At 60.9% G+C, this 25,792-nt stretch carries 25 protein-coding genes and 2 pseudogenes; 15 read left to right on the forward strand and 12 right to left on the reverse strand.

The genetic code is table 11. The features are described from left to right. Window positions 1-117: 117 nt before the first annotated feature. The 3 genes from FBY10_RS22985 to FBY10_RS22995 all read right to left on the reverse strand — a co-directional run bounded on the left by FBY10_RS22985 (window position 118) and on the right by FBY10_RS22995 (window position 3,198). Window positions 118-1,776 (reverse strand): cation acetate symporter, encoded by a 1,659-nt coding sequence (locus FBY10_RS22985; RefSeq protein WP_131699466.1) that lies wholly within the window; start codon window positions 1,774-1,776, stop codon window positions 118-120. Next, a complete protein-coding gene (locus FBY10_RS22990; RefSeq protein WP_027607054.1) occupies window positions 1,773-2,084 on the reverse strand; it encodes a DUF485 domain-containing protein in 312 nt (103 codons plus the stop codon). The genes FBY10_RS22985 and FBY10_RS22990 overlap by 4 nt, the downstream gene beginning before the upstream one ends. 262 nt (window positions 2,085-2,346) lie before the next feature. Continuing rightward, entirely contained in the window at window positions 2,347-3,198 is an 852-nt protein-coding gene (locus FBY10_RS22995; RefSeq protein ID WP_131699467.1) for a glycine betaine ABC transporter substrate-binding protein, read from the reverse strand. 332 nt (window positions 3,199-3,530) lie between these two features. On the opposite strand from FBY10_RS22995, the gene FBY10_RS23005 reads away from it, so the two are divergent. Beyond that, on the forward strand, window positions 3,531-5,084 hold the full coding sequence (locus tag FBY10_RS23005) for a glycosyl hydrolase family 17 protein (RefSeq protein WP_145338019.1): 1,554 nt from the start codon (window positions 3,531-3,533) through the stop codon (window positions 5,082-5,084). Window positions 5,085-5,163: 79 nt separating this feature from the next. On the opposite strand, the gene FBY10_RS23010 is transcribed toward FBY10_RS23005, so the two are convergent. Continuing rightward, entirely contained in the window at window positions 5,164-5,532 is a 369-nt protein-coding gene (locus tag FBY10_RS23010; protein ID WP_145338021.1) for a hypothetical protein, read from the reverse strand. A gap of 236 nt (window positions 5,533-5,768) precedes the next feature. Here FBY10_RS23010 and FBY10_RS23015 point away from each other — a divergent pair, with 236 nt between their 5' ends. The 3 genes from FBY10_RS23015 (at window position 5,769) to FBY10_RS23025 (ending at window position 8,665) form a co-directional block, all read left to right on the forward strand. Further along, window positions 5,769-7,067: a serine/threonine protein kinase gene (locus FBY10_RS23015; RefSeq protein WP_027607050.1), complete on the forward strand. Its 1,299-nt coding sequence runs from the start codon at window positions 5,769-5,771 to the stop codon at window positions 7,065-7,067. Beyond that, window positions 7,060-7,848 carry a VacJ family lipoprotein gene (locus tag FBY10_RS23020; protein ID WP_145338023.1) on the forward strand — a complete coding sequence of 263 codons (789 nt, stop codon included), beginning with the start codon at window positions 7,060-7,062 and terminating at the stop codon, window positions 7,846-7,848. Before FBY10_RS23015 ends, FBY10_RS23020 begins: the two co-directional genes overlap by 8 nt. A gap of 307 nt (window positions 7,849-8,155) precedes the next feature. Further along, window positions 8,156-8,665, forward strand: coding sequence for a hypothetical protein (locus FBY10_RS23025; RefSeq protein WP_145338025.1), 510 nt, complete (start codon window positions 8,156-8,158; stop codon window positions 8,663-8,665). Between the two features lie 71 nt (window positions 8,666-8,736). On the opposite strand, the gene FBY10_RS23030 is transcribed toward FBY10_RS23025, so the two are convergent. Further along, window positions 8,737-9,651: a DUF808 domain-containing protein gene (locus FBY10_RS23030; protein WP_145338027.1), complete on the reverse strand. Its 915-nt coding sequence runs from the start codon at window positions 9,649-9,651 to the stop codon at window positions 8,737-8,739. 291 nt (window positions 9,652-9,942) lie between these two features. Here FBY10_RS23030 and FBY10_RS23035 point away from each other — a divergent pair, with 291 nt between their 5' ends. Beyond that, window positions 9,943-10,548, forward strand: coding sequence for a TetR/AcrR family transcriptional regulator (locus FBY10_RS23035; protein ID WP_145338029.1), 606 nt, complete (start codon window positions 9,943-9,945; stop codon window positions 10,546-10,548). A gap of 119 nt (window positions 10,549-10,667) precedes the next feature. Here the strand turns inward: FBY10_RS23035 and FBY10_RS23040 are convergent, their stop codons facing one another. Then, the gene (locus FBY10_RS23040) at window positions 10,668-11,108 is read right to left on the reverse strand and encodes a heme-binding protein (RefSeq protein ID WP_131699473.1); all 441 of its coding nucleotides are present in this window, start codon (window positions 11,106-11,108) and stop codon (window positions 10,668-10,670) included. A 256-nt stretch (window positions 11,109-11,364) separates the two neighbouring features. On the opposite strand from FBY10_RS23040, the gene gcl reads away from it, so the two are divergent. The 8 genes and pseudogenes from gcl to FBY10_RS23080 all read left to right on the forward strand — a co-directional run bounded on the left by gcl (window position 11,365) and on the right by FBY10_RS23080 (window position 19,419). Next, a complete protein-coding gene (gcl, locus tag FBY10_RS23045) occupies window positions 11,365-13,140 on the forward strand; it encodes a glyoxylate carboligase (protein WP_131699474.1) in 1,776 nt (591 codons plus the stop codon). A gap of 10 nt (window positions 13,141-13,150) precedes the next feature. Beyond that, window positions 13,151-13,933: a hydroxypyruvate isomerase gene (hyi, locus tag FBY10_RS23050; protein ID WP_145338031.1), complete on the forward strand. Its 783-nt coding sequence runs from the start codon at window positions 13,151-13,153 to the stop codon at window positions 13,931-13,933. Between the two features lie 29 nt (window positions 13,934-13,962). Continuing rightward, complete coding sequence (locus FBY10_RS23055; RefSeq protein ID WP_145338033.1) at window positions 13,963-14,853, forward strand: 2-hydroxy-3-oxopropionate reductase; 891 nt, start codon at window positions 13,963-13,965, stop codon at window positions 14,851-14,853. A 55-nt stretch (window positions 14,854-14,908) separates the two neighbouring features. Beyond that, a complete protein-coding gene (locus FBY10_RS23060; protein WP_145338035.1) occupies window positions 14,909-16,189 on the forward strand; it encodes a glycerate kinase in 1,281 nt (426 codons plus the stop codon). Beyond that, window positions 16,179-16,376 (forward strand): annotated as a pseudogene (locus tag FBY10_RS31870) (pyruvate kinase); the annotation flags it as partial. The gene FBY10_RS23060 and the pseudogene FBY10_RS31870, both read left to right, overlap by 11 nt. Window positions 16,377-16,586: 210 nt before the next feature. Beyond that, window positions 16,587-17,462 (forward strand): urea transporter, encoded by an 876-nt coding sequence (locus tag FBY10_RS23070; RefSeq protein WP_145338036.1) that lies wholly within the window; start codon window positions 16,587-16,589, stop codon window positions 17,460-17,462. 31 nt (window positions 17,463-17,493) lie between these two features. Then, entirely contained in the window at window positions 17,494-18,318 is an 825-nt protein-coding gene (locus tag FBY10_RS23075; RefSeq protein WP_115488098.1) for an ion transporter, read from the forward strand. Between the two features lie 96 nt (window positions 18,319-18,414). Continuing rightward, entirely contained in the window at window positions 18,415-19,419 is a 1,005-nt protein-coding gene (locus tag FBY10_RS23080; RefSeq protein ID WP_145338038.1) for a sulfate ABC transporter substrate-binding protein, read from the forward strand. Window positions 19,420-19,497: 78 nt separating this feature from the next. Here FBY10_RS23080 and FBY10_RS23085 read toward each other — a convergent pair whose 3' ends face one another. After that, window positions 19,498-20,112: a DUF5666 domain-containing protein gene (locus FBY10_RS23085; RefSeq protein WP_131699480.1), complete on the reverse strand. Its 615-nt coding sequence runs from the start codon at window positions 20,110-20,112 to the stop codon at window positions 19,498-19,500. Window positions 20,113-20,288: 176 nt separating this feature from the next. On the opposite strand from FBY10_RS23085, the gene FBY10_RS23090 reads away from it, so the two are divergent. Next, window positions 20,289-21,485: an MFS transporter gene (locus FBY10_RS23090; RefSeq protein WP_145338040.1), complete on the forward strand. Its 1,197-nt coding sequence runs from the start codon at window positions 20,289-20,291 to the stop codon at window positions 21,483-21,485. A gap of 6 nt (window positions 21,486-21,491) precedes the next feature. Here FBY10_RS23090 and FBY10_RS23095 read toward each other — a convergent pair whose 3' ends face one another. Together FBY10_RS23095 and FBY10_RS23100 are read right to left on the reverse strand one after the other, a co-directional pair. Beyond that, window positions 21,492-21,896, reverse strand: coding sequence for a type II toxin-antitoxin system HicB family antitoxin (locus FBY10_RS23095; protein ID WP_131699482.1), 405 nt, complete (start codon window positions 21,894-21,896; stop codon window positions 21,492-21,494). Window positions 21,897-21,907: 11 nt separating this feature from the next. After that, window positions 21,908-22,096 carry a type II toxin-antitoxin system HicA family toxin gene (locus FBY10_RS23100; protein WP_145338042.1) on the reverse strand — a complete coding sequence of 63 codons (189 nt, stop codon included), beginning with the start codon at window positions 22,094-22,096 and terminating at the stop codon, window positions 21,908-21,910. A 196-nt stretch (window positions 22,097-22,292) separates the two neighbouring features. On the opposite strand from FBY10_RS23100, the gene FBY10_RS23105 reads away from it, so the two are divergent. Continuing rightward, window positions 22,293-23,174 (forward strand): LysR family transcriptional regulator, encoded by an 882-nt coding sequence (locus tag FBY10_RS23105; RefSeq protein WP_145338044.1) that lies wholly within the window; start codon window positions 22,293-22,295, stop codon window positions 23,172-23,174. On the opposite strand, the gene FBY10_RS23110 is transcribed toward FBY10_RS23105, so the two are convergent. The 3 genes and pseudogenes from FBY10_RS23110 to FBY10_RS31875 form a co-directional block, all read right to left on the reverse strand. Continuing rightward, window positions 23,164-24,699, reverse strand: a complete 1,536-nt coding sequence (locus FBY10_RS23110) for a M10 family metallopeptidase C-terminal domain-containing protein (RefSeq protein ID WP_371920994.1) — start codon at window positions 24,697-24,699, stop codon at window positions 23,164-23,166. The two genes, FBY10_RS23105 and FBY10_RS23110, sit on opposite strands and share 11 nt — an antisense overlap. Before the next feature lie 345 nt (window positions 24,700-25,044). After that, window positions 25,045-25,617 (reverse strand): phosphonate metabolism protein/1,5-bisphosphokinase (PRPP-forming) PhnN, encoded by a 573-nt coding sequence (gene phnN, locus FBY10_RS23115; protein WP_131699485.1) that lies wholly within the window; start codon window positions 25,615-25,617, stop codon window positions 25,045-25,047. Beyond that, window positions 25,617-25,787 (reverse strand): annotated as a pseudogene (locus FBY10_RS31875) (alpha-D-ribose 1-methylphosphonate 5-triphosphate diphosphatase); the annotation flags it as partial. The gene phnN and the pseudogene FBY10_RS31875, both read right to left, overlap by 1 nt. Window positions 25,788-25,792: the final 5 nt, after the last annotated feature.

Raw genomic sequence — 25,792 nt, forward strand, 5'->3', positions numbered from 1 at the left:
GGTTAACTGTGAGAGGGGGGTTGCCCCCGATGGCATTGGCACAAGCACCTTCATAACCTCCAGACAAAAAAATGCCCCGGCCTTTCGACCGGGGCATCTCTTTGTCCAGCTACAACCTTAGTGATTAACCGCCCCACTCGCCCCCAGGCCAGTCTGCGAACGCACAAACTGCGGGAAGTACAGTGCACGCTCTTTCTCTGCCGCCGCCGACTTGTCGGTGATGGAGAAGAACCAGATGCCGACGAACGCGATGATCATCGAGAACAGCGCCGGGTACTCGTACGGGAAGATGGCTTTTTCGTGATGCAGGATCGAGACCCAGATGGTCGGACCCAGGATCATCAGGCCAACGGCACTGACCAGGCCCAGCCAGCCGCCAATCATCGCGCCACGGGTGGTGAGGTTTTTCCAGTACATGGAAAGCAGCAGTACCGGGAAGTTACAGCTGGCGGCAATCGAGAACGCCAGGCCGACCATGAACGCGATGTTCTGGCTTTCGAACAGGATACCCAGACCAATCGCCAGCACGGCCAGGGCGATAGTGGTGATCTTCGATACGCGGATCTCATCCTTCTCGTTGGCCTTGCCCTTCTTGATCACGCTGGCGTACAGGTCATGGGACACCGCCGAAGCACCGGCCAGGGTCAAACCGGCAACCACTGCCAGGATGGTGGCGAAGGCCACAGCCGAGATGAAGCCCAGGAAGATACTGCCGCCCACCGCGTTGGCCAGGTGCACCGCCGCCATGTTGTTACCACCGAGCAAGGCGCCTGCAGCATCCTTGAACGCCGGGTTGGTACTGACCAGCAGGATCGCGCCGAAGCCGATGATAAAGGTCAGGATGTAGAAGTAGCCGATGAAGCCAGTGGCATACAGCACGCTCTTACGCGCTTCCTTGGCGTCACTTACAGTGAAGAAGCGCATCAGGATGTGCGGCAGGCCGGCGGTACCGAACATCAGTGCCAGGCCCAGGGAGAACGCGGAAATCGGGTCTTTCACCAGGCCGCCGGGGCTCATGATCGCTTCACCTTTAGGGTGAACCTTGATCGCCTCGGAGAACAGCATGTTGAAGTCGAAGTTGACGTGCTTCATCACCATCAGCGCCATGAACGAGGCACCGGACAGCAACAGCACCGCCTTGATGATCTGCACCCAGGTGGTCGCCAGCATGCCGCCGAACAGCACGTACATGCACATCAGGATCCCTACCAGGATCACCGCCACATGGTAGTCGAGGCCGAACAGCAGCTGGATCAGCTTGCCCGCACCCACCATTTGCGCGATCAGGTAGAACGCCACCACGACCAGGGAACCACAGGCCGACAGGCTGCGGATCTGGGTTTGCCCGAGGCGATAGGACGCCACGTCGGCAAACGTGTACTTGCCCAGGTTACGCAGGCGCTCGGCGATCAGGAACAGAATGATCGGCCAGCCCACCAGGAAGCCGATCGAGTAGATCAGGCCGTCGTAGCCAGAGGTGAACACCAGTGCGGAAATACCCAGGAAGGACGCGGCCGACATGTAGTCGCCCGCAATCGCCAGGCCATTCTGGAAACCGGTGATCTTGCCGCCGGCCGCATAGTAGTCGGCCGCCGAGTTGTTGCGCTTGGACGCCCAGTAGGTGATGCACAACGTCGCTCCGACAAAGGCCACGAACATCAGGATCGCTGCGATATTCAGCGGTTGTTTGTGCACTTCACCGGTCAATGCATCCGCCGCCCAAACAGCGGGCGCGAAGACCGAAGCGCCGAATACAGCCAATAGACGACGGATCATTGCGCAGCCTCCTTGAGAATCGCATTGTTCAGGTCGTCGAATTCGCCGTTGGCGCGTCGCACATAGATGCCGGTGAGGACAAAGGCCGAGACAATCAGCCCTACCCCGATGGGGATGCCCCAGGTGATGGATGAGCCGGGGCTGAGTTTAGCCCCCAGTACTTGTGGCCCGTAGGCGATCAACAGAATGAATCCGGAGTACAGCCCTAGCATGATCGCCGAGAGAATCCAGGCGAACCTTTCCCTTTTTCTCACCAGCTCCTTGAAACGCGGGCTGTTTTGAATCGAGAGGTAAATGCTGTCGTTCATTGTTTTTATCCTCGCAGCACAGCTTTTTTATTATTGGAACGTATCCACTGTATGCGGCTACGGAACAGGTTCCAGACGACCTTAGTAGTAGACGGAGTGTAGCGAGGGATTGAGAGGGCGCAGAAACATTTGCGGGTGACGAAAATAATGTGGGAGGGGGCTTGCTCCCGGTAGCGGAGAGCCAGTCAGATCATTGACGACTGACACTCCGATATCGGGGGCAAGCCCCCTCCCACAGGGGGTGTATCAAGGCATTGGGGGGTTATTTACCGATCCATTCGGCAACGCGCTCAGGGTGCTTGGCAACCCAGTCCTTCGCGGCCGCATCAGGCTTGGCACCTTCCTGGATAGCGAGCATGACTTCGCCGATCTCATCCTTGGAGGCCCACTGGAATTTCTTCAGGAAGGCCGCGACTTCCGGCGCTTTCTTCTCCAGGCCCTTGCTGCCGATGCTGTTGACGGTTTCAGCAGCACCATAAATCCCTTTTGGATCGTCCAGGAAACGCAGTTTCCACTTGGCAAACATCCAGTGTGGCACCCAGCCGGTGACCGCAATGGATTCCTGTTTGTCTTCGGCACGGGTCAGCTCGGCGATCATCGCCGCACCCGAACTGGCTTGCAGTTTGTAGTCGAGGCCGTACTGCTTGATGGCTTCGTCGGTCTTGAGCATCACGCCTGAACCGGCATCGATGCCGACGATCTTGTTCTTGAAGGTGGTATCGGTCTTGAGGTCTTCAATAGACTTGGCCTTGACGTACTCCGGCACGATCAAGCCGATCTTCGCATCCTTGAAGTTGGGGCCGTAGTCGACCACTTTGTCCTTGTTCTTGGTCCAGTACTCGCCGTGGGTCACGGGCAGCCAGGCGGAGAGCATGGCATCGAGTTTACCGGTGGCCACGCCCTGCCACATGATCCCGGTGGCGACCGCTTGCAGTTTCACGTCATAACCGAGCTTTGCCTTGATCACCTCTGCCGCCACGTGCGTGGTGGCAACGCTGTCGGACCAGCCATCTACATAACCGATGCTCAGAGTTTTGCTGTCGGCGCTGGCCAGTGTGGAGCTCATCGCAACTACCAGAGTGGCAGCTGCGCCCAAGAGTCGTCGCATCTTCATCGTACTTCCCCGAAAGTGCTGCGCCCGACGGATGTCGAGCGACGTCAACCTGTTGTTATGTGGTGCGCCGCGCCCCCTTCACGCGCATCGATCCGGCTGCTGCGACATCAGTGGAGTGCTGACACGTCGATCATCAACCTGCCGGGGCCTTCGACCTGCTCTGTCAGCGACCTCATCCAAGCAAGAAACGACATCACATCGCCAGTAGGACTTTTTGTAGGACTTAACCCCACATTCCCGCCTGAACTTTGCATGTCAAAATTATGCAGCCCCACTGGGATAGCGCAAATCCGGGTAAGATGCGCGCCTTTGCTCCCCCAGATAAGCCGACCATGCCCGCGACTGCCCGCTTCCCTGCCCTGCCCTATTGCTTCGCTCTGATCCTCGGCCTGCTGGCCCTTGCTGGTTACTGGTATGGCCTCGGCCGGCCGGTGGTGCTGCCCGATGTGGCCAGTGCCAGTCACAAGCTGCAATGTGCGTCGTACACGCCGTTCGACAAGGACCAATCGCCCTTCGACCAACCGTTCAAACTGCGCCCCGAGCGCATGGACGCCGACCTCGCACTGCTGGCCACCCGCTTCGAATGCATCCGCACCTACTCCATGACCGGCCTGGAAGCCTTGCCGGACCTGGCGCGCAAGCACGGCCTAAAGGTGATGGCGGGCGCCTGGGTCAGCAGTGACCCAGTGACAACCGAAAAGGAGATCGACGAGCTGATCGCGTCCGCCAACGCCAACCCCGATGTGGTCACCTCGGTGATCGTCGGCAACGAAGCGCTGCTGCGCAAGGAAGTCACCGCCAAACAGCTGGTGACGCTGATCCATAAAGTCAAAAGCCAGATCAAGCAGCCGGTCACCTATGCCGACGTCTGGGAGTTCTGGCTGCAGCACCCGGAAATCGCTCCGGCGGTGGACTTCCTGACCATCCATCTGCTGCCGTACTGGGAAGATGCCCCCTCCGGCATCGACCAGGCCCTCAAGCATGTGGGCGATGTACGCCAGACGTTTGGCAACAAATTCGCGCCCAAGGACATATTGATCGGCGAGACCGGCTGGCCCAGCGAAGGTCGCCAGCGCGAAACCGCAGTGCCGAGCCGGGTCAATGAAGCCAAGTTCATGCGCGGTTTCGTGGCCATGGCCGAAGCCAATGGCTGGCACTACAACCTGATCGAAGCGTTCGACCAACCGTGGAAGCGCGCCAGTGAGGGCGCCGTGGGCGGTTACTGGGGCCTGTTCGATGCCGATCGCCAGGACAAGGGGATCCTCGCCGGGCCGGTGACCAATGTGCCGTACTGGCCGCTGTGGCTGGGGGTGGGCGGGATTATCCTGCTGGGCACGTTGGTGCTCGGTGGTCGCGTTCGCAGCACTCGTGCCGCAATGGCCTTGCCACTGCTGGGTGTGGTGGCTGCCTGCTCCATCGGTACCTGGGCTGAACTGACCCGCGTGACTGCGCGCTTCAACGATGAGTGGGTATGGGCCGGTTTAATCGTGGCGCTGAACCTGCTGGTGCTGGCCCACGCGGCCCTGGCCCTGAGTGCCCGGAAAGGCTGGCGCGAACGGCTGTTCAACTGGCTGGAAAAACACGCCGGCTGGCTGGTGGCAATCGCCGGGTTCGCCGGCGCAGTGATGATGCTGGCACTGGTGTTTGACCCACGCTACCGCAGCTTCCCAAGTGCAGCACTGCTGCTGCCGGCCTTGGTGTACCTGGTTCGCCCGGTGACCGGGCCACGCCGGGAGATCGCCCTGCTGACCTTTATCATCGGCGCCGGCATTGCGCCGCAACTGTACCGTGAAGGTCTGCTGAACCAGCAGGCATGGGGTTGGGCGCTGGTCAGCGGGTTGATGGTTGTGGCTTTGTGGCGGTGCTTGCGGGTGCGCAAGACTTAAAACCGCTATCGGGGACAAGCCCCCTCCCACATGAGAACGTATTCCAAAGGTGGGAGGGGCTTGCCCCCGATTGGCCTTATCAGGCGCCCCGCGGCTGCCTGACCAACCGCAACCCCGCAATCACTACCGCAAACACCGCAAACGTGGTGTTGTACAACGCCAGGGCCGGGAACCCGAACACCAGCCCCAGCACCGCCAAGCCCCATCCCGCACGGCCCGGTACGAAAAATGCCAGTACCGCCGTCACCAGCGCGGCCCAGCCCAGCACCTTGAAGTGGATCATCAAGCCCAGGTTCGAACGCACCTGGCATTCCCAGCGGCTGGCCTCGTCGGCACAGATGCCGACCCACTGGCCATCTTCCATAAAGCCATAACGTGCGCCATAACTGGCAGCCAGCCATAACGGCAGGGCAATAAGCAGCAGAATCAGCGGCAAGCGGCGGGACATGGAGCACTCCGGTAGGCAAAAACGGCGCTCAGCTTAATGCGCCGGCGGCCGTTAGCAAGGTGCATACACACAATTAGTGTTCACTAATGCATGGCAAAGTGTATCGTCTCGCTACTATTACCCCGATTCCGACGTTATTTTCCGACTTTTCGTGCCGAAGGCTGGCACTTCGGTGGCAACGCGGTGGTCATAGCCTGCGAACTTCATTAAGCACGTTTCCTCTTAGGGATTAAGTCATGCTCCGTTCCTTGCGCTGTGCTGCTCTGCTGGGCAGCCTTTTTTTGAGTGCGTCAGCACTGGCCGTCGATATCGACCAAGCCAGCTATGGCTACCCTTTGACCAACCCGTTCGAAGCGACCATCGCCACCACTCCGCCTGACCTTCGGCCTACATTGCCGACCGATGACGAGATCAATCAGTCCGACTACACCCTGAATATGCGCCCCGAGCGCGAGTTCAGCCTGCCGGACAATTTCTGGGCAGTGAAGAAACTCACTTACCGCATCGCCAAGCAGGATCGTGCTGCGCCGCTGATCTTCCTGATCGCGGGCACCGGTGCGCGGTTTGACAGCAGCATCAACGAATACCTGAAAAAACTGTATTACCAGGCCGGCTACCACGTGGTGCAACTGTCGTCGCCCACCAGCTTCGACTTCATCGCCTCTGCGTCGCGCTTCGCCACCCCCGGCATCAGCCAGGAAGATGCCGAAGACATGTACCGCGTGATGCAAGCCGTGCGCGCACAGAACGCTTCGCTGCCGGTGACCGACTTCTACCTCACCGGCTACAGCCTCGGCGCGCTGGATGCGGCGTTTGTCAGCAAGCTCGACGAGACCCGCCGCAGCTTCAACTTCAAGAAAGTGCTGCTGCTCAACCCGCCGGTCAACCTCTACACCTCGATCACCAACCTCGACAAGCTGGTACAGACCGAGGTCAAGGGCATCAACAACACCACCACGTTCTATGAACTGGTGTTGAACAAGCTGACCCGTTACTTCCAGCAAAAGGGCTACATCGACCTCAATGACGCCCTGCTCTACGACTTCCAGCAATCCAAGCAGCACCTGACCAACGAACAGATGGCCATGCTGATCGGCACCTCGTTCCGCTTCTCGGCGGCCGACATCGCCTTTACTTCGGACCTGATCAACCGCCGTGGCCTGATCATCCCGCCGAAGTACCCGATCAGCGAAGGCACCAGCCTCACGCCGTTCCTCAAGCGTGCGCTGCAGTGCGACTTCGACTGCTACCTCACCGAACAGGTGATCCCGATGTGGCGCGCCCGCTCCGACGGCGGCAGCCTGCTGCAACTGGTTGACCAGGTCAGCCTGTACGCCCTCAAGGACTACCTGCACGCCAGCCCGAAAATCGCCGTCATGCACAACGCCGACGACGTGATCCTCGGCCCCGGCGACCTTGGTTTCCTGCGTAAAACCTTCGGCGATCGCTTGACCGTCTACCCGCTGGGCGGCCATTGCGGCAACCTCAATTACCGCGTCAACGCCGACGCCATGCTGGAGTTCTTCCGTGGCTAAATATCTTCTGCTGCTCGCCGCCCTGATGTGTGCGGGCGTAGCCAATGCCGACAACAGCAAGGCTCACGCGCCTGTGGTGATGGACTCCGACGGTTTCAAGGAGCCATTGAGCAAACTCAAGTTCAACCCGGGCCTGGACCAGCGTGAGTTCGAACGCTCATCGGTCAACGCGCTGAATGTGTATGACCCGTTGGAGTCGTGGAACCGCCGCGTGTACCACTTCAACTACCGCTTCGACCAATGGGTGTTCCTGCCGGTGGTCGACGGCTACCGCTACGTCACGCCAAGCTTCCTGCGCACCGGCGTGAGCAACTTCTTCAACAACCTGGGCGACGTGCCCAACCTGTTGAACAGCCTGCTGCAGCTCAAAGGCCACCGCTCCCTGGAAACCACCGGGCGCCTGCTGCTTAACACCACCGTCGGCATCGCCGGCCTGTGGGACCCGGCGACCGCCATGGGCCTGCCGCGCCAGAGCGAAGACTTCGGCCAGACCCTGGGCTTCTACGGCGTGCCCGGCGGTGCCTACCTGATACTGCCGATCTTCGGCCCGTCGAACCTGCGCGACACCGGCGGCTTGCTGGTGGACTACACCGCCGAGTCGCAGATCAACTTCCTGAACGTCTCCGAAGTCAGCTCCAACCACCCGGAAATCTGGGCCCTGCGCGCGGTGGACAAGCGCTACCAGACCAGCTTCCGTTACGGTCAGATGAACTCGCCGTTCGAGTATGAAAAGGTGCGGTATATCTATACGGAATCACGCAAATTGCAGATTGCCGAGTAAGTAACGCCGACAAAAAAGGCCATTCGAATGAATGGCCTTTTTTTTGCGCGGAGTGGCGGCAACAGCAGCATGACTGGAACCACCCGCACAGGAATGCGACGGACCATCCGACCGAGCTTCCGGGTCAGCAACAGCCCATAGACACCGATGGTCATAAGCTTGGTTACGCAAACCGGTAATTTCCCCCACACGCAGCTCACTAAATTTCCTAGATATCCGGGAACCGTTTCTTTTTATAAAACCACCTAAGGCGCGAACCCACGGGTTCCCTAATCAGATGCCTAATCATTAAAAACGGAAAACCTTGATGAATGTAGACCGCCCCAGCCCTAGCGGCTCCAATCAATACAATACCGGATACGCCCAGGCAAACGGCCCGTCAGGCCCCCAGTCGTCGATAGACCGGCAGGGGCACGACTCTATCAGTGCACCTACCGGCAATACGGGCAGGGCACCTGGCGATCATCGCAGCGTCGACGCCATCACCAGCACCCCGCTTTTTGCGAGCGCGCGCGAGGCGCTCAAGGATGACAATCTGACGGGGATCAAGTCTCAGACAGGTGACTGGGACGACGTGAATGCATCGGACGATACTCGGGCCGACCGGGCCGCAAATGCCGAGCGCGTATTCCGATACACCGACGCCAAGGGCGGCACCGAGTCGACACCAAATAACAACCAGATAGAAGGGGCGATTTACACCCGGCCAATGATGCTAGGCGCCAGTTCTGACAGTAGCTATGACTACGTGGAGGGTTCGGAAGCAAACACGCTTTCTAACTTCGCGCAGAACGGCTACAAAGCCTTCGCTCAGTAATCGGCAGGCTGCAAGCAGCGGGCGTGACGACGCTCGCTGCGCTAATACACGTCGGTGGCCTGACTGAAATGTCAGTCCCTCGCAGTCCGCCATAACCGACCGACCACCGACACCACAACCAATACCGCCGCCCCGGCGACAATCCCCACACCCGCGTTCAACAGGGTCGGCATCAGCCACGCCACCCCACCGACACTCTGGCTCACCGTTTCCACCCAATGATGCACCACCGGCACGCCATGGGTAAGGATGCCGCCACCGACCATGAACATCGCCGCCGTGCCAATCACCGACAGGCTCTTCATCATGTACGGCGCCGTCCGCAGAATCCCGCCGCCGATACTGCGTGCCACCTGGCCGGGCTTTTGGGTGAGCCACAGGCCCAGGTCATCCAGCTTGACGATGCCGGCCACCAGCCCGTAAACGCCGATGGTCATGACGACGGCAATGCCCGATAGGACGATCACTTGCTGCATCAACGGCGCATCGGCCACAGTGCCGAGGGTGATGGCGATGATTTCCGCGGAGAGAATGAAGTCGGTACGGATCGCGCCTTTGATCTTGTCCTTTTCAAAGGCCACCAGATCAGTGGCCGGGTCGGCCACCGCTTCAACCAGCTGCGTATGTTCGGCCTGGACTTCAGCCTTGCTGTGCAGGAACTTATGCGCGAGTTTCTCGAAACCTTCGAAACACAGATACGCGCCACCGAGCATCAACAACGGTGTCACGGCCCAAGGGGCGAAGGCGCTGATCAACAACGCGGTGGGCACCAGGATCAACTTGTTGATGAAGGAACCCTTGGCAACGGCCCATACCACCGGAATTTCGCGCTCGGCACGCACGCCGGAAACCTGCTGGGCATTTAGCGCGAGGTCATCGCCGAGCACCCCGGCGGTCTTCTTCGCGGCCACTTTTGTCATCAGGGCAACGTCATCGAGTACTGCGGCGATGTCGTCGATCAACACCAACAAGCTGCTTCCTGCCATGAATCGGGCTTCCTTAAGAGAGGGATGGGCGGAGCATAACGCGGCGCAGGGCTTTGCGGGCACATTGTTGAGGCCCGCGGATGGCCGGTGCTACCATGCTCGACCGCCTGTCCTGGCAAGGAAACCTCCCGTGCTCAGTTTCATAGATACGTTTCTCTTTTGGCGAATGGCTGTTGTCGTCAGGCAAGGAGCCGCGATGACTCATAGCTCGCTATGGGGAGGAGCGGCGACGCAGAATGGCGGCAACAGACGCCGTCAAAAAGAAACCGTATCTGTGAGACTGAGCACTTTATGAGCACCATTCGCGAGCGCAACAAAGAAAAGATCCTGCGGGCGGCGAGCGAGGAGTTTGCCGACAAGGGCTTCGCCGCGACCAAAACCAGCGACATCGCCGCCAAGGCCGGGCTGCCCAAGCCCAACGTCTATTACTACTTCAAGTCCAAGGACAACCTCTACCGCGAGGTGCTCGAAAGCATTATCGAGCCGATCCTGGTGGCTTCCACGCCGTTCAATCCCGAGGGTGAGCCTTCGGTGGTGCTGAGTAATTACATCCGCTCGAAAATCCGCATCTCCCGCGACCTGCCTTTCGCCTCCAAGGTGTTCGCCAGCGAAATCATGCATGGCGCACCGCACCTGAGTACCGAGCAGGTCGAACAACTCAATGCCCAGGCCAAGCACAATATCGACTGCATCCAGAGCTGGGTGGATCGCGGGTTGATTGCGGCTATCGACCCCAACCACCTGATGTTCAGCATCTGGGCGGCGACGCAGACGTATGCGGATTTCGACTGGCAGATTTCGGCGGTGACCGGTAAGGCCAAGCTGGATGAGGCCGATTATGAAGCGGCGGCGCAGACGATTATTCGGTTGGTGCTCAAGGGCTGTGAACCCGACTGACACACCGAGGGGCCTGTGCCAATCGGGGGCAAGCCCCCTCCCACATTTTGAACTGCGAACACAGCCAACAGTGTGGGAGGGGGCTTGCTCCCGATGAGGCCCTTACAGTCACACACGACTTAAGCTGACACCCCCGCATCCGCCATCAACCCCACCCCCTCGATCGCCGTGATCGCACACTGCTCATCAATATCCGACGTATCCCCGCTGATCCCGATCGCCCCCAGCACCACCCCGGCCTGATCCCGAATCAACACCCCACCGGGTGCCGGCACTACGCTGCCCTGCCCCAGGCTATTTAACGCCGCGATAAACGCCGGCCGTTGCTGCGCATCCAGCGCCAGCAAGCGCGAGCCCTTGCCCAGCGCAATCGCGCCCCAGGCCTTGCCGATGGCGATTTGCGGGCGCAGCAGGCTGGCACCGTCTTCGCGCTGCAGGGTGATCAAGTGGCCGCCGCTGTCGAGGACCGCGATGGTCAGCGGCGCGGCCGAAAGGGTGCGGCCGGCGCTGAGGGCCTGGCTGGCCAGTTGGGTGGCAATCTTCAAGGTTAAAGCGCTCATGGTGCAGTCCTTCTTTTGTTATTGGGAAAGCGGTGGAGGTCTGTTTGATCAGATGCTCAACCAAACAAATAGAACACAATAATATTTGTTTTTGTATACAATATTTTCAAACAAAGGCTCCACACGTCGAAAAAAGCCATTCCGACGAACGCAAAGACCAATCAATAAAATGGATTGACCTGCGCCGCCCGCCGTGAATACACTTTGGACAGACACCACTTGTATACAATTACAAAACGCAAGAGGCACCAAAATCATGAGCAAAATGAGAGCAATCGAAGCCGCCGTCCTCGTCATGCGCCGTGAAGGCGTGGACACCGCCTTCGGTATCCCAGGCGCTGCGATCAACCCGCTGTATTCGGCCTTGCAGAAGGTGGGTGGCATCGATCACGTCCTTGCTCGCCACGTTGAAGGCGCCTCGCACATGGCCGAGGGGTACACCCGCACCAAGGCCGGCAATATCGGCGTGTGCATCGGCACCTCGGGCCCGGCGGGCACCGACATGGTCACCGGCCTCTACAGCGCCTCGGCCGATTCGATCCCGATCCTGTGCATCACCGGCCAGGCGCCACGGGCCCGCATGCACAAGGAAGACTTCCAGGCCGTGGACATCACCAGCATCGTCAAGCCGGTGACCAAGTGGGCGACCACCGTGCTCGAGCCGGGCCAAGTGCCATACGCCTTCCAGAAAGCCTTCTATGAAATGCGCTCCGGCCGCCCTGGCCCGGTACTGATCGACCTGCCGTTCGACGTGCAGATGGCCGAGATCGAATTCGACATCGACGCCTACCAGCCGCTGCCACTGGCCAAGCCACTGGCCACGCGCATCCAGGTCGAAAAGGCACTGGCGCTGCTGGATCAGGCTGAACGCCCGTTGCTGGTGAGCGGTGGCGGTGTGATCAACGCCGACGCCAGCGAGCTACTGGTGGAGTTCGCCGAATTGACCGGCATCCCGGTGATCCCGACGCTGATGGGCTGGGGCACCATTCCCGACGATCACCCGCAGATGGTGGGCATGGTCGGCCTGCAAACCTCCCACCGCTACGGCAACGCGACGATGCTCAAGTCCGACGTGGTGCTGGGGATCGGTAACCGCTGGGCCAACCGCCATACCGGTTCAGTGGAGGTGTATACCGAAGGGCGTAAATTCATTCACGTCGACATCGAACCGACGCAAATTGGCCGCGTATTCACCCCGGACCTGGGCATCGTGTCCGACGCGGGCTCCGCGCTGACGATGTTTATCGAAGTAGCCCGCGAGTGGAAAGCCGCCGGCAAGCTCAAGGACCGCAGCGCTTGGCTGCATGACTGCCAGCAGCGCAAGGCGACCCTGCACCGCAAGACCCACTTCGACCACGTGCCGGTCAAGCCGCAACGGGTCTACGAAGAAATGAACCAGGTGTTCGGCAAAGACACCTGCTACGTCAGCACCATCGGCCTCTCGCAGATTGCCGGCGCGCAGTTCCTGCATGTGTACAAGCCACGCCACTGGATCAACTGCGGCCAGGCCGGCCCGTTGGGCTGGACCATTCCGGCGGCGCTGGGCGTGGTCAAGGCCGACCCGAGCCGCAAGGTGGTGGCGCTGTCCGGCGACTATGACTTCCAGTTCATGATCGAAGAGCTGGCCGTGGGCGCGCAATTCAAGCTGCCGTACATCCACGTGGTGGTGAACAACTCCTACCTGGGGCTGATCCGCCAGGCCCAGCGCGGGTTTGAAATGGACTACTGCGTGCAGTTGTCTTTCGACAACCTCAACGCGCCGGAGCTGAACGGGTATGGCGTCGACCACGTCGCGGTCGCCGAAGGCCTGGGTTGCAAGGCCCTGCGCGTGTTCGAACCGGGACAGATCGCGCCGGCGTTGCGCAAGGCCGAACAAATGATCGAGGAGTTCAAGGTGCCGGTGATCGTCGAGATCATTCTGGAGCGCGTGACCAATATTTCCATGGGCACCGAGATCAACGCCGTCAACGAATTCGAAGACCTGGCCCTGGTCGGCAACGATGCGCCGACTGCCATTTCCCTGCTCGATTAAGGAGAGCCCTATGCCGCGCTTTGCCGCCAACCTGTCCATGCTGTTTACCGAGCAGGACTTTCTCGCCCGCTTCAAGGCCGCAGCCGATGCCGGCTTCCGGGGTGTCGAGTACCTGTTCCCCTACGAATTCAGCTCGGCTGACATCAAAGCCCAGCTCGACGCTCACGGCCTGACCCAGGTGCTGTTCAACCTGCCGGCCGGTGACTGGGCCAAGGGCGAACGCGGCCTGGCGTGCCACCCGGACCGGGTCGAGGAATTTCGCGCCGGGGTCACGTTGGCTATCGCCTACGCCCAGGTACTGGGCAATACCCAGATCAACTGCCTGGCGGGGATTCGGCCCCAGGGTGTGGATGATGAAACCGTGGAAAAGACTTTTGTCGCCAACCTCAAGTACGCCGCCGACAAGCTGCAAGCGGCGGGCATCAAGCTGGTGATGGAGGCGATCAACACCCGCGATATCCCTGGCTTCTACCTGAACAACACAACACAAGCCCTGTCGATTCGCGAGCAGGTGGGCAGTGACAACCTGTTCCTGCAGTACGACATCTACCACATGCAAATCATGGAAGGCGACCTGGCCCGAACCATGGCCGCGCACCTGGGGGAGATCAACCACATCCAGTTGGCGGACAACCCTGGGCGCAATGAGCCGGGAACGGGGGAAATCAACTACCGCTTCCTGTTCGAACATCTGGACCGCATCGGGTACGCGGGCTGGGTCGGCTGTGAGTACAAGCCGTTGACCACTACCGAAGCGGGTTTGGGCTGGCTTAAAACCCACAATGCCATCTGACAAACACCACATAAGAAGAGGCATTCATCATGGCTAAAATCGGATTTATCGGCACCGGCATCATGGGCCAACCCATGGCCGCGAACCTGCAGAAAGCCGGGCATCAACTGTTTCTTTCCGAGCACCACGGCAAGGCGCCGGCCGAGCTGATCAGCGCCGGCGCAGTGGCCTTGGCCAACCCGCAGCAAGTCGCCCAGGAAGCCGAGTTCATTATCGTCATGGTCCCCGATACCCCGCAGGTCGACGACGTGCTGTTCCGCGCCGACGGCGTGGCCGCGGGCCTGTCGCCGCACAAGGTGGTGATCGACATGAGTTCGATCTCGCCCACCGCCACGAAAGCGTTTGCCGCCAGGATCAATGAAACCGGCGCGCAGTACCTTGATGCACCGGTGTCCGGCGGTGAAGTCGGCGCCAAGGCCGGCACCTTGAGCATCATGGTCGGTGGCGAGCCGCAGACCTTCGAACGCGCCCTGCCGCTGTTCCAGAGCATGGGCAAGAACATCACCCTGGTGGGCGGCAATGGCGACGGCCAGACCGCCAAAGTGGCCAACCAGATCATCGTCGCGCTGAATATCCAGGCGGTGGCCGAAGCGCTGCTGTTTGCCTCCAGGAACGGCGCCGACCCGGCCAAGGTGCGTGAAGCGCTGATGGGCGGCTTTGCCTCATCGAAGATCCTCGAAGTGCATGGCGAACGCATGATCAAGGGCACCTTCGATCCGGGCTTTCGCATCAACCTGCACCAGAAGGACCTGAACCTGGCCCTGGCCGGTGCCAGGGAACTGGGAATCAACCTGCCGAACACCGCCGGCACCCAGCAGGTGTTCAGCACGTGCGCGGCGATTGGCGGCGGGAATTGGGACCACTCGGCGTTGATCAAGGGGCTGGAGCATATGGCGAACTTCTCGATTCGCGATAAATAACCCCCCGTTGAAATGGCTGCACCTCTAATAACAAAAATCCCCCGGGAGCCCGCTTATGTCGGTCGATCCGCAACACCTGCTTCGCGAGCTGTTTGCCACAGCCATCGACGCCGCCCACCCCCGGCACGTCCTTGAACCCTACCTGCCGGCCGACCGTAGCGGCCGTGTGATCGTGATCGGCGCCGGCAAGGCGGCGGCCGCCATGGCGCTGGTCGTCGAGAACTGCTGGCAGGGCGACGTCTCGGGCCTGGTGGTGACCCGCTACGGCCATGGTGCGCCGTGCCAGAAAATCGAAGTGGTCGAAGCCGCCCACCCGGTGCCCGATGCCGCCGGCCTTGCAGTGGCCAAGCGCGTGCTGGAACTGATCAGCAACCTCGGCGAAGACGACCGGGTTATTTTCCTGCTCTCCGGCGGCGGTTCCGCCTTGCTGGCGCTGCCCGCCGAAGGCATCAGCCTGGCCGACAAGCAGGCCATCAACAAAGCCCTGCTCACCTCCGGCGCCACCATTGGCGAGATGAATTGCGTGCGCAAGCACCTCTCGGCGATCAAGGGCGGTCGGCTGGCCAAGGCCGCCTGGCCGGCAATGGTCTACACCTACGCGATTTCCGATGTGCCGGGCGACCAGGCCACGGTCATCGCCTCCGGCCCCACGGTCGGCGACCCGAGCACCTCGCAACAGGCGCTGGCGATCCTCAAGCGCTACGGCATCGACGCACCGGCCGCCGTGCGCAACTGGTTGCAGAATCCGGCCTCGGAAACCGTCAAGCCCGGCGACCCGGTGCTCGCCCGCAGCTACTTCCAGCTGATCGCGCGCCCGCAACAATCGCTGGAAGCGGTGGCGGTGAAAGCGCGCCAGGCCGGTTTCAGCCCGCTGATCCTCGGCGACCTGGAAGGCGAAGCGCGGGAGGTGGCCAAAGTACACGCCGGCATCGCGCGGCAAATCGTGCAGCACGGCCAGCCGCTGGCGGCGCCGTGCGTGATCCTCTCGGGCGGTGAAACCACCGTCACCGTGCGCGGCGCCGGCCGTGGCGGACGCAACGCCGAATTCCTGCTGAGCCTGACCGACAGCCTCAAAGGCCTGCCCGGCGTGTACGCCCTGGCCGGTGATACAGACGGCATCGACGGTTCCGAAGACAACGCCGGCGCGATCATGACCCCGTGCAGCTATGCGCGAGCCGAAGCCCTGGGCCTGTCGGCCAGCGACGAGCTGGATAACAACAACGGTTATGGCTACTTCGCCGCCCTCGACGGCTTGATCGTTACCGAGCCGACCCGCACCAATGTCAACGACTTGCGTGCCATCCTGATCCTTGAGACTGCCCACCATGACGCCTGACAGGAAGGTCAAGATCCTCGCCACCCTCGGCCCGGCCACCGACGGTATCGACGACATCCGCGAGCGGGGGCACGCCGGGGTGAATATCTTCCGCCTCAACTTCAGCTACGTTGACCATGCCGATCACGCCCGGCGCTACCAACGGATTCGCCAGGTGGATGAGGTGTGCTCCACAGCGCTGGAGATTGCCCAGGCCCAGGGCATGGCGCAGCGCGGGCAGCCGGGGCCGACCAACTCCTTGCGTATAGAGACGCTGATCCAGCGCCTGTAGAGGCCCCATCGGGGGTAAGCCCCCTCCCACATTGGATGGCATTCACACATCTAACTATGTGAACCCAATCAAGTGTGGGAGGGCTTGCCCCCGATGGGCCCAACTCGGTCCCACTGAATACCCATCATGCACAACCCAACCTGCCCCGACTGGGCCGAAGCCCTGCTCAACGGCTTCAGCCAGATCTTCCTGCAACGCCATCCGCTGTGCGGCCTGCTGTGCCTGTTGGCGATCCTGATCGGCGCTCCGGCCTTGTTTGGCGGAGCGTTGCTGGGTGGCGTCGCGGGGTTGCTCACGGCCCAGCGTCGCGACTATCCCAAGGCCGAGCGGCAGGCCGGGCTGTATAGCTATAACGGCGTATTGCTGGGCCTGTTGATCAGCCAGCATTTCGCCTGGTCAGCGTTGTTGCCGCCGCTGATCCTCGCGTGCGGCGGCTTGAGCGCGATCCTCACGCGGCAGTGGTTGAAACACGCTACGCAGCCCGACGACCTGCCCGCCTATACCGCGCCCTTTGTCGGCCTGGGTTGGCTGCTGTTGGGCAGCGTTCCGCACAGTACCTTGGCCCTGAGCGAGGCCGATACCCTGGCTGCGCTCGGCGCGCCGTTCACCGGCCTGGCGCAAATCATGCTGCTGGACCAGCCGCTGGCAGGCGCGCTGATTGCCCTCGGCCTGTGGCTGGCGAACCGGCGCGCCGCGGTCTGGGCCGTGATCGGCGCCAGCAGCGGCGTACTGATCGCCCTGTTGCTGGACGAAACCACCGCCGCCCTCCTCGGCCTGCACAGCTACAACCCGGCTCTCGCGGCCCTGGCGCTGAGCCAGGCAAGGCACCAACCGTGGCTGCCGCTGCTCGGCATCCTCCTGGCGATCGTCCTCACACCGGGCTTTGCCGCCCTGCACCTGCCCGCACTCACCGCGCCGTTTATCCTCGCCTGCTGGCTGGTACGTGCCGGCGGCCGAATACTCAGGAAACCCCGCATGGACAGCCCCTTCGAATCCCCCTAGGCTTGCTCGATATTCGATTCAGGCGGGTTTTATGGACAGCAATAACGACTGGCGTCAGCGGCTCTACGTCATGGTTTTTCAAAGCGACACCGTCGCCGGGCGGCGCTTTGACGGCATCCTGCTGTTGATCATCCTCGCCAGTCTGGTGATCGTGATGCTCGACAGCATCGACCAGGTCCACCAGAACTACGCCGATGTGCTGGCCTACATTGAATGGGGCTTCACGCTGATCTTCCTGATCGAGTACGGGTTGCGCCTGTACTGCTCGCCCAAGCCGTTGCGCTACGCCTTCAGCTTTTACGGGCTGGTGGATTTGCTTGCCATCGTGCCCGGCATCCTTGCGCTGTATTACAGCGACGCGCAGTACCTGCTGATCATCCGCATCATCCGGATGCTGCGAATTTTCCGCGTGCTCAAGCTCAGCCCGTACCTCAAGCAGGCCAACTACCTGATGGCGGCGCTGCGCGGCAGCAAGCAGAAGATCGTGGTGTTCCTGGTCAGCGTGTGCACCCTGGTGACGGTGTTCGGCACCTTGATGTATGTGATCGAAGGCCCGGAGCACGGCTTCACCAGTATCCCCAAGGGCATCTATTGGGCGATCGTGACGCTGACGACCGTGGGCTTTGGCGATATCGTGCCCAAGACGCCGTTGGGCCAGGTGATTTCGTCGCTGGTGATGATCACCGGTTACTCGATCATCGCCGTGCCCACGGGTATTTTTACTGCCGAGCTGGCCAGTGCCATGCGCGGTGAACAACTGCAACACGACTGCCCGGTGTGCAGGAAAAACAGCCATGAGCCCAACGCGGCGTTCTGTTCGCGCTGTGGCAGCGCTCTTTTTAAGAAAGTGGAATAAGCAAAGGTCTTTTTAATCTTTAAGCGACTAAGTGCCCCCGGCTATAGTCGCTGGCAATGTGCCTCCCCTCTTCTCCCGAACAACAAGGAATGAGCAGTGAAAAAACTCGTAAGCGCCTCTCTCCTGGCCGCCGGCCTTGCCCTGGCGGGCGTCGTCCAGGCCGCCCCGGTCACTCTGCTCAACGTCTCCTACGACGTGATGCGCGATTTCTACAAGGACTACAACACCGCCTTCCAGAAGCACTGGGAAGCCGAGCACCCGAATGACAAGCTGACCCTGCAGATGTCCTTCGGCGGTTCCAGCAAACAAGCGCGCTCGGTAATCGACGGCCTGCCGGCTGACGTGATTACCATGAACATGGCCACAGACATCAACGCCCTGGTCGACAACGGCAAACTGGTGCCGGACAACTGGGTCAGCCGCCTGCCGAACAACAGCGCGCCGTTCACCTCGGCCACTGTGTTCATCGTGCGCAAGGGCAACCCGAAAGCCCTGAAAGACTGGCCGGACCTGTTGAAAGATGGCGTGCAAGTAATCGTGCCCAACCCGAAAACCTCGGGTAACGGCCGCTACACCTACCTGTCGGCCTGGGGTTATGTGCTCAAGAACGGCGGCGATGAAGAGAAGGCCAAGGCCTTTGTCGGCAAGCTGTTCAAACAGGCGCCAGTGCTGGACACCGGTGGCCGTGCCGCCACCACCACGTTCATGACCAACCAGATCGGCGACGTGCTGGTGACCTTCGAGAACGAAGCGGAAATGATCGCGCGGGAATTCGGCCGTGACCAGTTCGAAGTGGTCTACCCAAGCGTCTCCGCCGAAGCCGAGCCGCCGGTGTCGGTGGTGGATAAAGTGGTCGAGAAGAAAGGCACCCGCGTGGCGGCTGAAGACTACCTGAAGTACCTGTGGTCGCCGGAAGGCCAGGAAATCGCCGCCAATAACTACCTGCGCCCACGTGATCCGAAGGTGCTGGCCAAGTACACCGACCGCTTCCCGAAAGTCGACTTCCTGTCGGTAGAAAAGACCTTTGGTGACTGGCGCACCGTGCAGAAAACCCACTTCAATGATGGTGGCGTTTTCGACCAGATCTACAGCGGCCAGTAACCCGACCTGACTGAATAAACTCGGTCAACATGTGGGAGGGGGCAAGCCCCCTCCCACATTTGGATCTGTGTTTTGCAGTTACATCGGCGGCGTCACGCCATCCTTGCCGGCTGAGATAGCTTGGGCAGTGATTTTCCCATCCGCCCCCTGCGCCGCAAACAACACCACCTTCACCCCCGGCTTGAGCAAGCTGCGGTCCCCCGGTTCCAGGTTGACGATCGGTACATCCTCCGGCACCACGATCTTCTGTTCGCCGCCTTTGTATTTCACGGTCAACGTCCGTCCTTTGCTGACCACCAGGTCGCCGACAGTGCCGTTGGTCATGCTGCTGCCTTCCTTCAGGTCAAATGCCCGATGCCCGTCGCCCGTGCCGGCCATGGCCGGTGGGAACACATGCACTTCCAGCGCCGTCAGGGTGCCGTCGGCGTTGGGCATGGCGGCCGAGCCGATGTAGCTGCCAGGCTTGATTTCATCGATCTTGGCCAGGGTGACGGCGCGCACCTGGGTCGCTTGGGTCAGGTGCACGGTGACTTCTTCACCGCTGTTGACCTTGACGTGCAGGGCGTCGCCGTCGACTGCCGTGATGGCGCCACGCACACCGACGCGCGGCGCCTCGGCCGCATTCGCCAGCCCCACCGCCATCGCGGCGGCAAGGGTGGAAGCCAGGAGCATCTTGTTCAACGTGATCTTCATTGCAATGGATTTCCTGTTTCGGCAATTGGGACTGACTGTATCATTGCCGTTCGCGCAGAAAATTAACGATTCACTCATCATTACCGGGCATGAGTGTTATCACTGCCGGCGGCCTACCCGGGCTACGGTGTTGTCTTTAGGCTCGCCTCACTTTCCCTCGCTTTTATGAGAACACCATGAACGCTACTTCCCACGCTACAAGCACCATGACCCGGAGCATGGTGATGCTGTTTGCGTTTTGCTGCGGCGCCATCGTCGCCAACATCTACTACGCCCAGCCGATCATCGAACTGATCGCACCGGACGTCGGCCTCACCCCCGCGATGGCCAGCCTGATCGTGTCGCTGACGCAGATCGGCTATGCCCTCGGCCTGTTTTTCCTGGTTCCCCTGGGTGACCTGCTGGAAAACCGCAAGTTGATGATCATCACGACCGTGGTGGCAATTGCCAGCCTGTTGGGCGCGGCCTTTACCGAACAACCGAACCTGTTCCTGCTGGTGTCGTTGCTGATCGGTTTCAGTTCGGTGTCGGTCCAGATCCTGATCCCGCTGGCCGCACACCTGGCGCCCGCCGAGTCTCGGGGTCGGGTGGTCGGCAGCATCATGGGCGGCCTGCTGCTGGGCATCCTGCTGGCACGGCCAGTGTCCAGCGTCGTGGCTGACCATTTTGGCTGGCGCGCGATGTTCATGGCCGCAGCCGCGTTGATGGCGCTGATCAGCGTGGTGCTGATGCTGACCATCCCCAAGCGCCAACCGGATCACAGTGCCAGTTATGGCCAACTGCTGCGCTCCCTGGGCACCCTGCTGCGTGAACAACCGCTGCTGCGCCAACGCGCGTTTTACCAAGGCTGCATGTTCGCCACGTTCAGCCTGTTCTGGACCGCCGCCCCGCTGGAACTGGTGCGCAACCACGGCCTGAGCCAGACCCAGATCGCGATCTTCGCCCTGGTCGGTGCCATCGGCGCCATTGCCGCCCCCATCGCCGGGCGCCTGGCCGATGCCGGCCACACCCACCGCGCGTCGCTGCTGGCCATGGTATTTGCAGTGTTGAGCTTCCTGCCGGCCTTTGTACACCCGCTGTACAGCGTGATCGGCCTGGCGGTGACCGGCGTGGTCCTGGACTTCTGCGTGCAGATGAACATGGTCCTCGGTCAACGCGCCATCTACGCCCTTGACGCCAACAGCCGCAGCCGTTTGAACGCGCTGTACATGACCAGCATCTTCATCGGCGGTGCCTTCGGCTCGGCGATTGCCAGCAGCGTGTACGAACACGGCGGCTGGCTGGGTGTGATGCTGGTGGGCAGCGCGTTTCCGCTGGTGGCGTTGTTGCGGTTCCTGAGCGCCTCGCGCCGGGGAGCCGTCGCCACAGCCTGATTGCCCTTAAGAACGCACCAACTTCTCCAAAGCCGCATCCGCCAGAAATGACGAGCGGCTTTTGACCTTGTGCTCGCGCACATACCGATCGATGCGCTGGATGACATAACCGGGCAAGGTCACATTGACCTTCTCGGTCTTGCCCAGATAGGGCGAGATGTCCAGCTCCAGCATGCCCCAGCCCATCCCGACATAGTCTTCGTGGGTGTGATGATTGGCCACCGATGTTGGCATCGGAATCATCCCACCCTCCGCGGCGATCTCCTGCAGCAGGATGTGCGCGACTTCCACAGCGGCGTTGTACGCCTCTTCGAAACTGTCCCCGGCAGTGGCTGCGCCTGGAATATCGGGGATCTGGATACCGGTGGCGGTGAAGTCATCGCCCCATTCGATACAGATTGGGTATTGCATGAATGCTCTCCTTAAAACTGAAACAGCCCGGCGCGTTTCCTGATGCTTCTGACGGTGCCCAAGGGCAGATCCTTCTTCGGATGCGGCACCGGGATCGTGTACAGGTTATAGCGGTGGGTAAAAATATGATGACTGCCCGTGACCCGATCCAGCACCCAACCCGCCTCTTGCAGCTCCTTGATCAATAGCCTGCTCTGCACCCCAGCCTCCTTGGCTTGGCCCGAATAAAAGTAACCCTAGAGTTATCTTTACTCAAGCACAGATTGGGTCAGCCTGACTGACGGGTGTTTTGCCACAAGTTGAAAACCGCCAACCGGATGACACCCCATGGGCATTACCCTTAGGCTGGTACGCCGCGCTGCATCGCGATGCGCCCAATCCAGCAAGGAACACCCGATGGACCGTCTCACCGCCATGGAAACCTTCGTCCACGTTGTCGAGACCGGCTCGTTCTCCGCCGCGGCCAAGCGCCTGGGCATCGGCCAACCGGCCGTGTCCAAGAGCGTCGCGCAATTGGAGGCACGCCTGGCGGTACGCTTGGTGATGCGTTCGACAAGGGGTCTGACGCCAACCGAGGCAGGGCTGGCGTTTTTCGATAAAGCCAAGCGCGCCATTGATGAAGCCAACGCGGCCGACGAGGCTGCGCGCGGTGCAGGCTCCGGGCTCTCGGGGAACCTGCGGATCAGCGCGCCGGTGACCTTCGCACGCCTGCACATCATTCCGCACCTGGGGCCGTTCCTGGCGCAATATCCGGGGATGAACGTGGACGTGGTGCTCGATGACCGCAGCCTCAACCTGGTGGAGGAAGGCATCGACGTCGCCCTGCGCATGGGCAACCTGAATGACTCAAGCCTTACGGCGCGCAAGATTGGCGAATCGCCCTGCGTCATCCTCGGCACCCCGGCCTACTTCGCACGCTTCGGCGAACCCGCCACCCCCGCCGACCTGATGCAACACCAGGCAATCATCTATACCCGCGCTGAAGGCTCACACTGGCGCTTCAGCCAAGGCGACAGCCAATACCCCGTCGTCGCCCATGGCCGTGTGCATGTCACCGCAGCAGAAGGGGTGCGCGCCGCCGTGCTGAGTCATCTGGGGCTCACCCTGTCGTCCTCCTGGATGTTCGCGCCGGAGCTGGCCAGCGGCGAGGTCAAGACGGTACTGACCGACTGGGAATTGCCGCCCAGGGATCTATGGGCGGTATTCCCCACCGGGCGTATGGCCAGTGCCAAGGCGCGGGCATTTGTGGAGTATGTGCAGGCGCTGATCAAGGCTTGACGACGCGCTGCAGTATCTGCAGCAATGTCGATAATATCTTGACGATTACCTCGTTCAATGCCGAAAGGGCATCGGTTTTCGACTCAGGCGGTGAAGGTGACGGTAAGGGCGCAGGTGCAGGTAACGGTGAAGGTGGCGTCGGGGCAGGCAGCGGCCTGACCTGCGGCTTTTGCCCTTGCCACAGCACGTCCCCGGGCTTGATCTGGCCGACGCTCTTGACCATGAAATCGGCATTGCCGCGGCCCTTCAGGTCGATCTCCAGGCTGGAGCGGCCGGTGGCGGCATCGTGTTTGAGCACAGCCTCGCCTGCCCGGGCACTGAAGCGATCAGTAAACACCAGGGCGCCGATACCTGCTTCTTTCAAGACACCCGCGACGTCGAGCTTATCGGTGCCGCTGGTGAAGTCCTCAATAAGGTCCGGCTGCTGCGAGGTGGAGTCACTGGCCTTATCGTAGGTAAACGTGTCTGCACCACCACCACCGCGCAACGTGTCAGCCCCCGCCCCGCCCTTGAGCCGGTTGTCGGCGTCATTGCCGGTCAGCACATCCCGTCCGGAACCGCCGATGGCGTTTTCAACTGTAACGCCTTTGGCGATCGAAACATTGCCCTTCAAACCGCCTACATCAGAAAACGATTCGGCCTTCAAATTGATGTTCTGGTTTTGGGAAAACCCGGAAAAATCCAGGGTATCGTCACCGCCGCCATCCCAGACGCAAAAGATGGGTTTATCGCTGGCGCTGGTGAGGGTCATGGCTTCGCGGTCGGTATTGGAATTGAAGCCGTAGGTCGTGTCGGTGTTGCGGGTTTGGTGATTGGCCCCATATAGCCGCTGAACCGCAGCGATGTCGTCCATCATCGGGGCAGAAGGGTTCGAATTCCGAAAGTCGTGGCCGGCCTGGTTTTTCTCCGACCAGTAACTCATCACACTGCGTGCCTTTGTATCACCGGCATACACGGCGCCACTGTTGTAATCAGAACCGCCGCCGTTGTAGTTGCCCGGATGCTGCAGGCCGATGGCGTGGCCGATTTCATGCACGGCGGTCACTGAAAAGTGGCTGCCCAACGCAGGCGAACTACTTTCTCGCAGGGTGCCAACCGTGGCCGTGGTGCTGGCAGTGGAGCGCGTGGGTGAGGTGGCGACGCCACGGTCACCGCGTGGGTTGTTTTTGATATGTACCGTGCCGTCGGCGCCGGCGGCCCGCTCCTTGAAACTGATGTTGGCCACGTCCTCCCAGGATTGCGCCGCCTGGCGCACACGGCGTTGCTGCGCGGCGCTGAACGTCGGGTCTACCGTATAGGAGAGGTCGATCCGCTTGTCGCTATTACGGTCGTGGAAATGCAGGTTGTCGCGGGTGATGTGCTTTCCGGCCTGCTCCGTCGTGAAGGTGGGTTTGCGACCGGCGCCCACACCGAAGGGGCCGGGATCGGAAGGTGGTAAATTTTCAAGCGAGAAGCTTAGCGGATTACGTTCAGAGTTAATCATGGGACAGTGCGCTCTTGAGAGTGAGTGAATGAGCCGAATCAATCAGCATCGGGGCAGTAACCTCCCATGCAGAAAACCCTCGGAACAGCACTGATTTAGTTCGCACTGAAACATTCTAACGTGGCGCAACATGCGCTAAGAGACGCAATAAAACACTTTCAATTTAAACAACTGAACACACACTTTCGCGTAAAAAAACTTATTGGTTTATCAGGAAAAAAACGAAATCCTACAAAACTGTCCTCATTCGACTACGCAAAATCCGCCCGCCCCCAGATACATGCTCTTAACCTTTTCCGACGAGTTCTCAGCATGTCAGAATCTCGCCGCTTGACATGACCTTATGCTAAAGCGCAGGTCACCGCGCGTCATCGGTGCCGAGCAGGCTCAGGCGCATACCGAGTGCCCCTGGCTCAGGCAACATAACAAGCGTTCGACCGTGTGTTCCAGTGGGCCGGAGTTATCCAACACGAACAACCCGGCGCCATTGCCGGCGATCAGCTCTTGGGTAAACCGCGCATTGCGCGCCAGGCGCGCCTCGATATCCGCCAAAGACTCACGGCCCCGCGCTATTAAGCGCTGGCGCAAGACGGCTTGATCCACCGTCAGCAACAGCACCAACACCTCCGGATAGCGCTCGCGGGTCTGCGCCAGGTGTGCGCGTGAGCCGTTGACCAGCACGTCTTCCCCCGTCGCCAGCCATTCGTCGATGACCTCAGGGATGCCGTAAGACAACCCGTTGGCGTGCCAGCTGAGGGCAAACGCGCCCTCGGCCTGCATCACGGCGAACTGCTCCGGGCTTACGCCCTGGGCCGCCTCGCCCACCGCTTCCGCCGAGCGCGTGATCACGCGGCGCACAATCCGGCAACCGCGCTCGGCCAACCGCGGGCGTGCAGCCTCCAGCAGGCTGTCCTTGCCCGAACCCGATGGCCCGATGAGATAGATCAACCTGCCCACCATCAAAACACCCTCTTCGCTTGTCGCCAGACGTGTTGCACCACAGGAAGCCCTTCGCGGCTCCTGGCTTGGACCAGGTCGGCGCGCAGGCCAATGGCGATTTTCCCCGCACTGGAAAGTATATCCAGCAATCCCTCGGCAGCCAGACCTGCGGCGGCCACATTACCGAAGTGCCGCT

It is taken from the genome of Pseudomonas sp. SJZ103 (genome assembly GCF_007828335.1).
Classification (GTDB): Bacteria; Pseudomonadota; Gammaproteobacteria; order Pseudomonadales; family Pseudomonadaceae; genus Aquipseudomonas.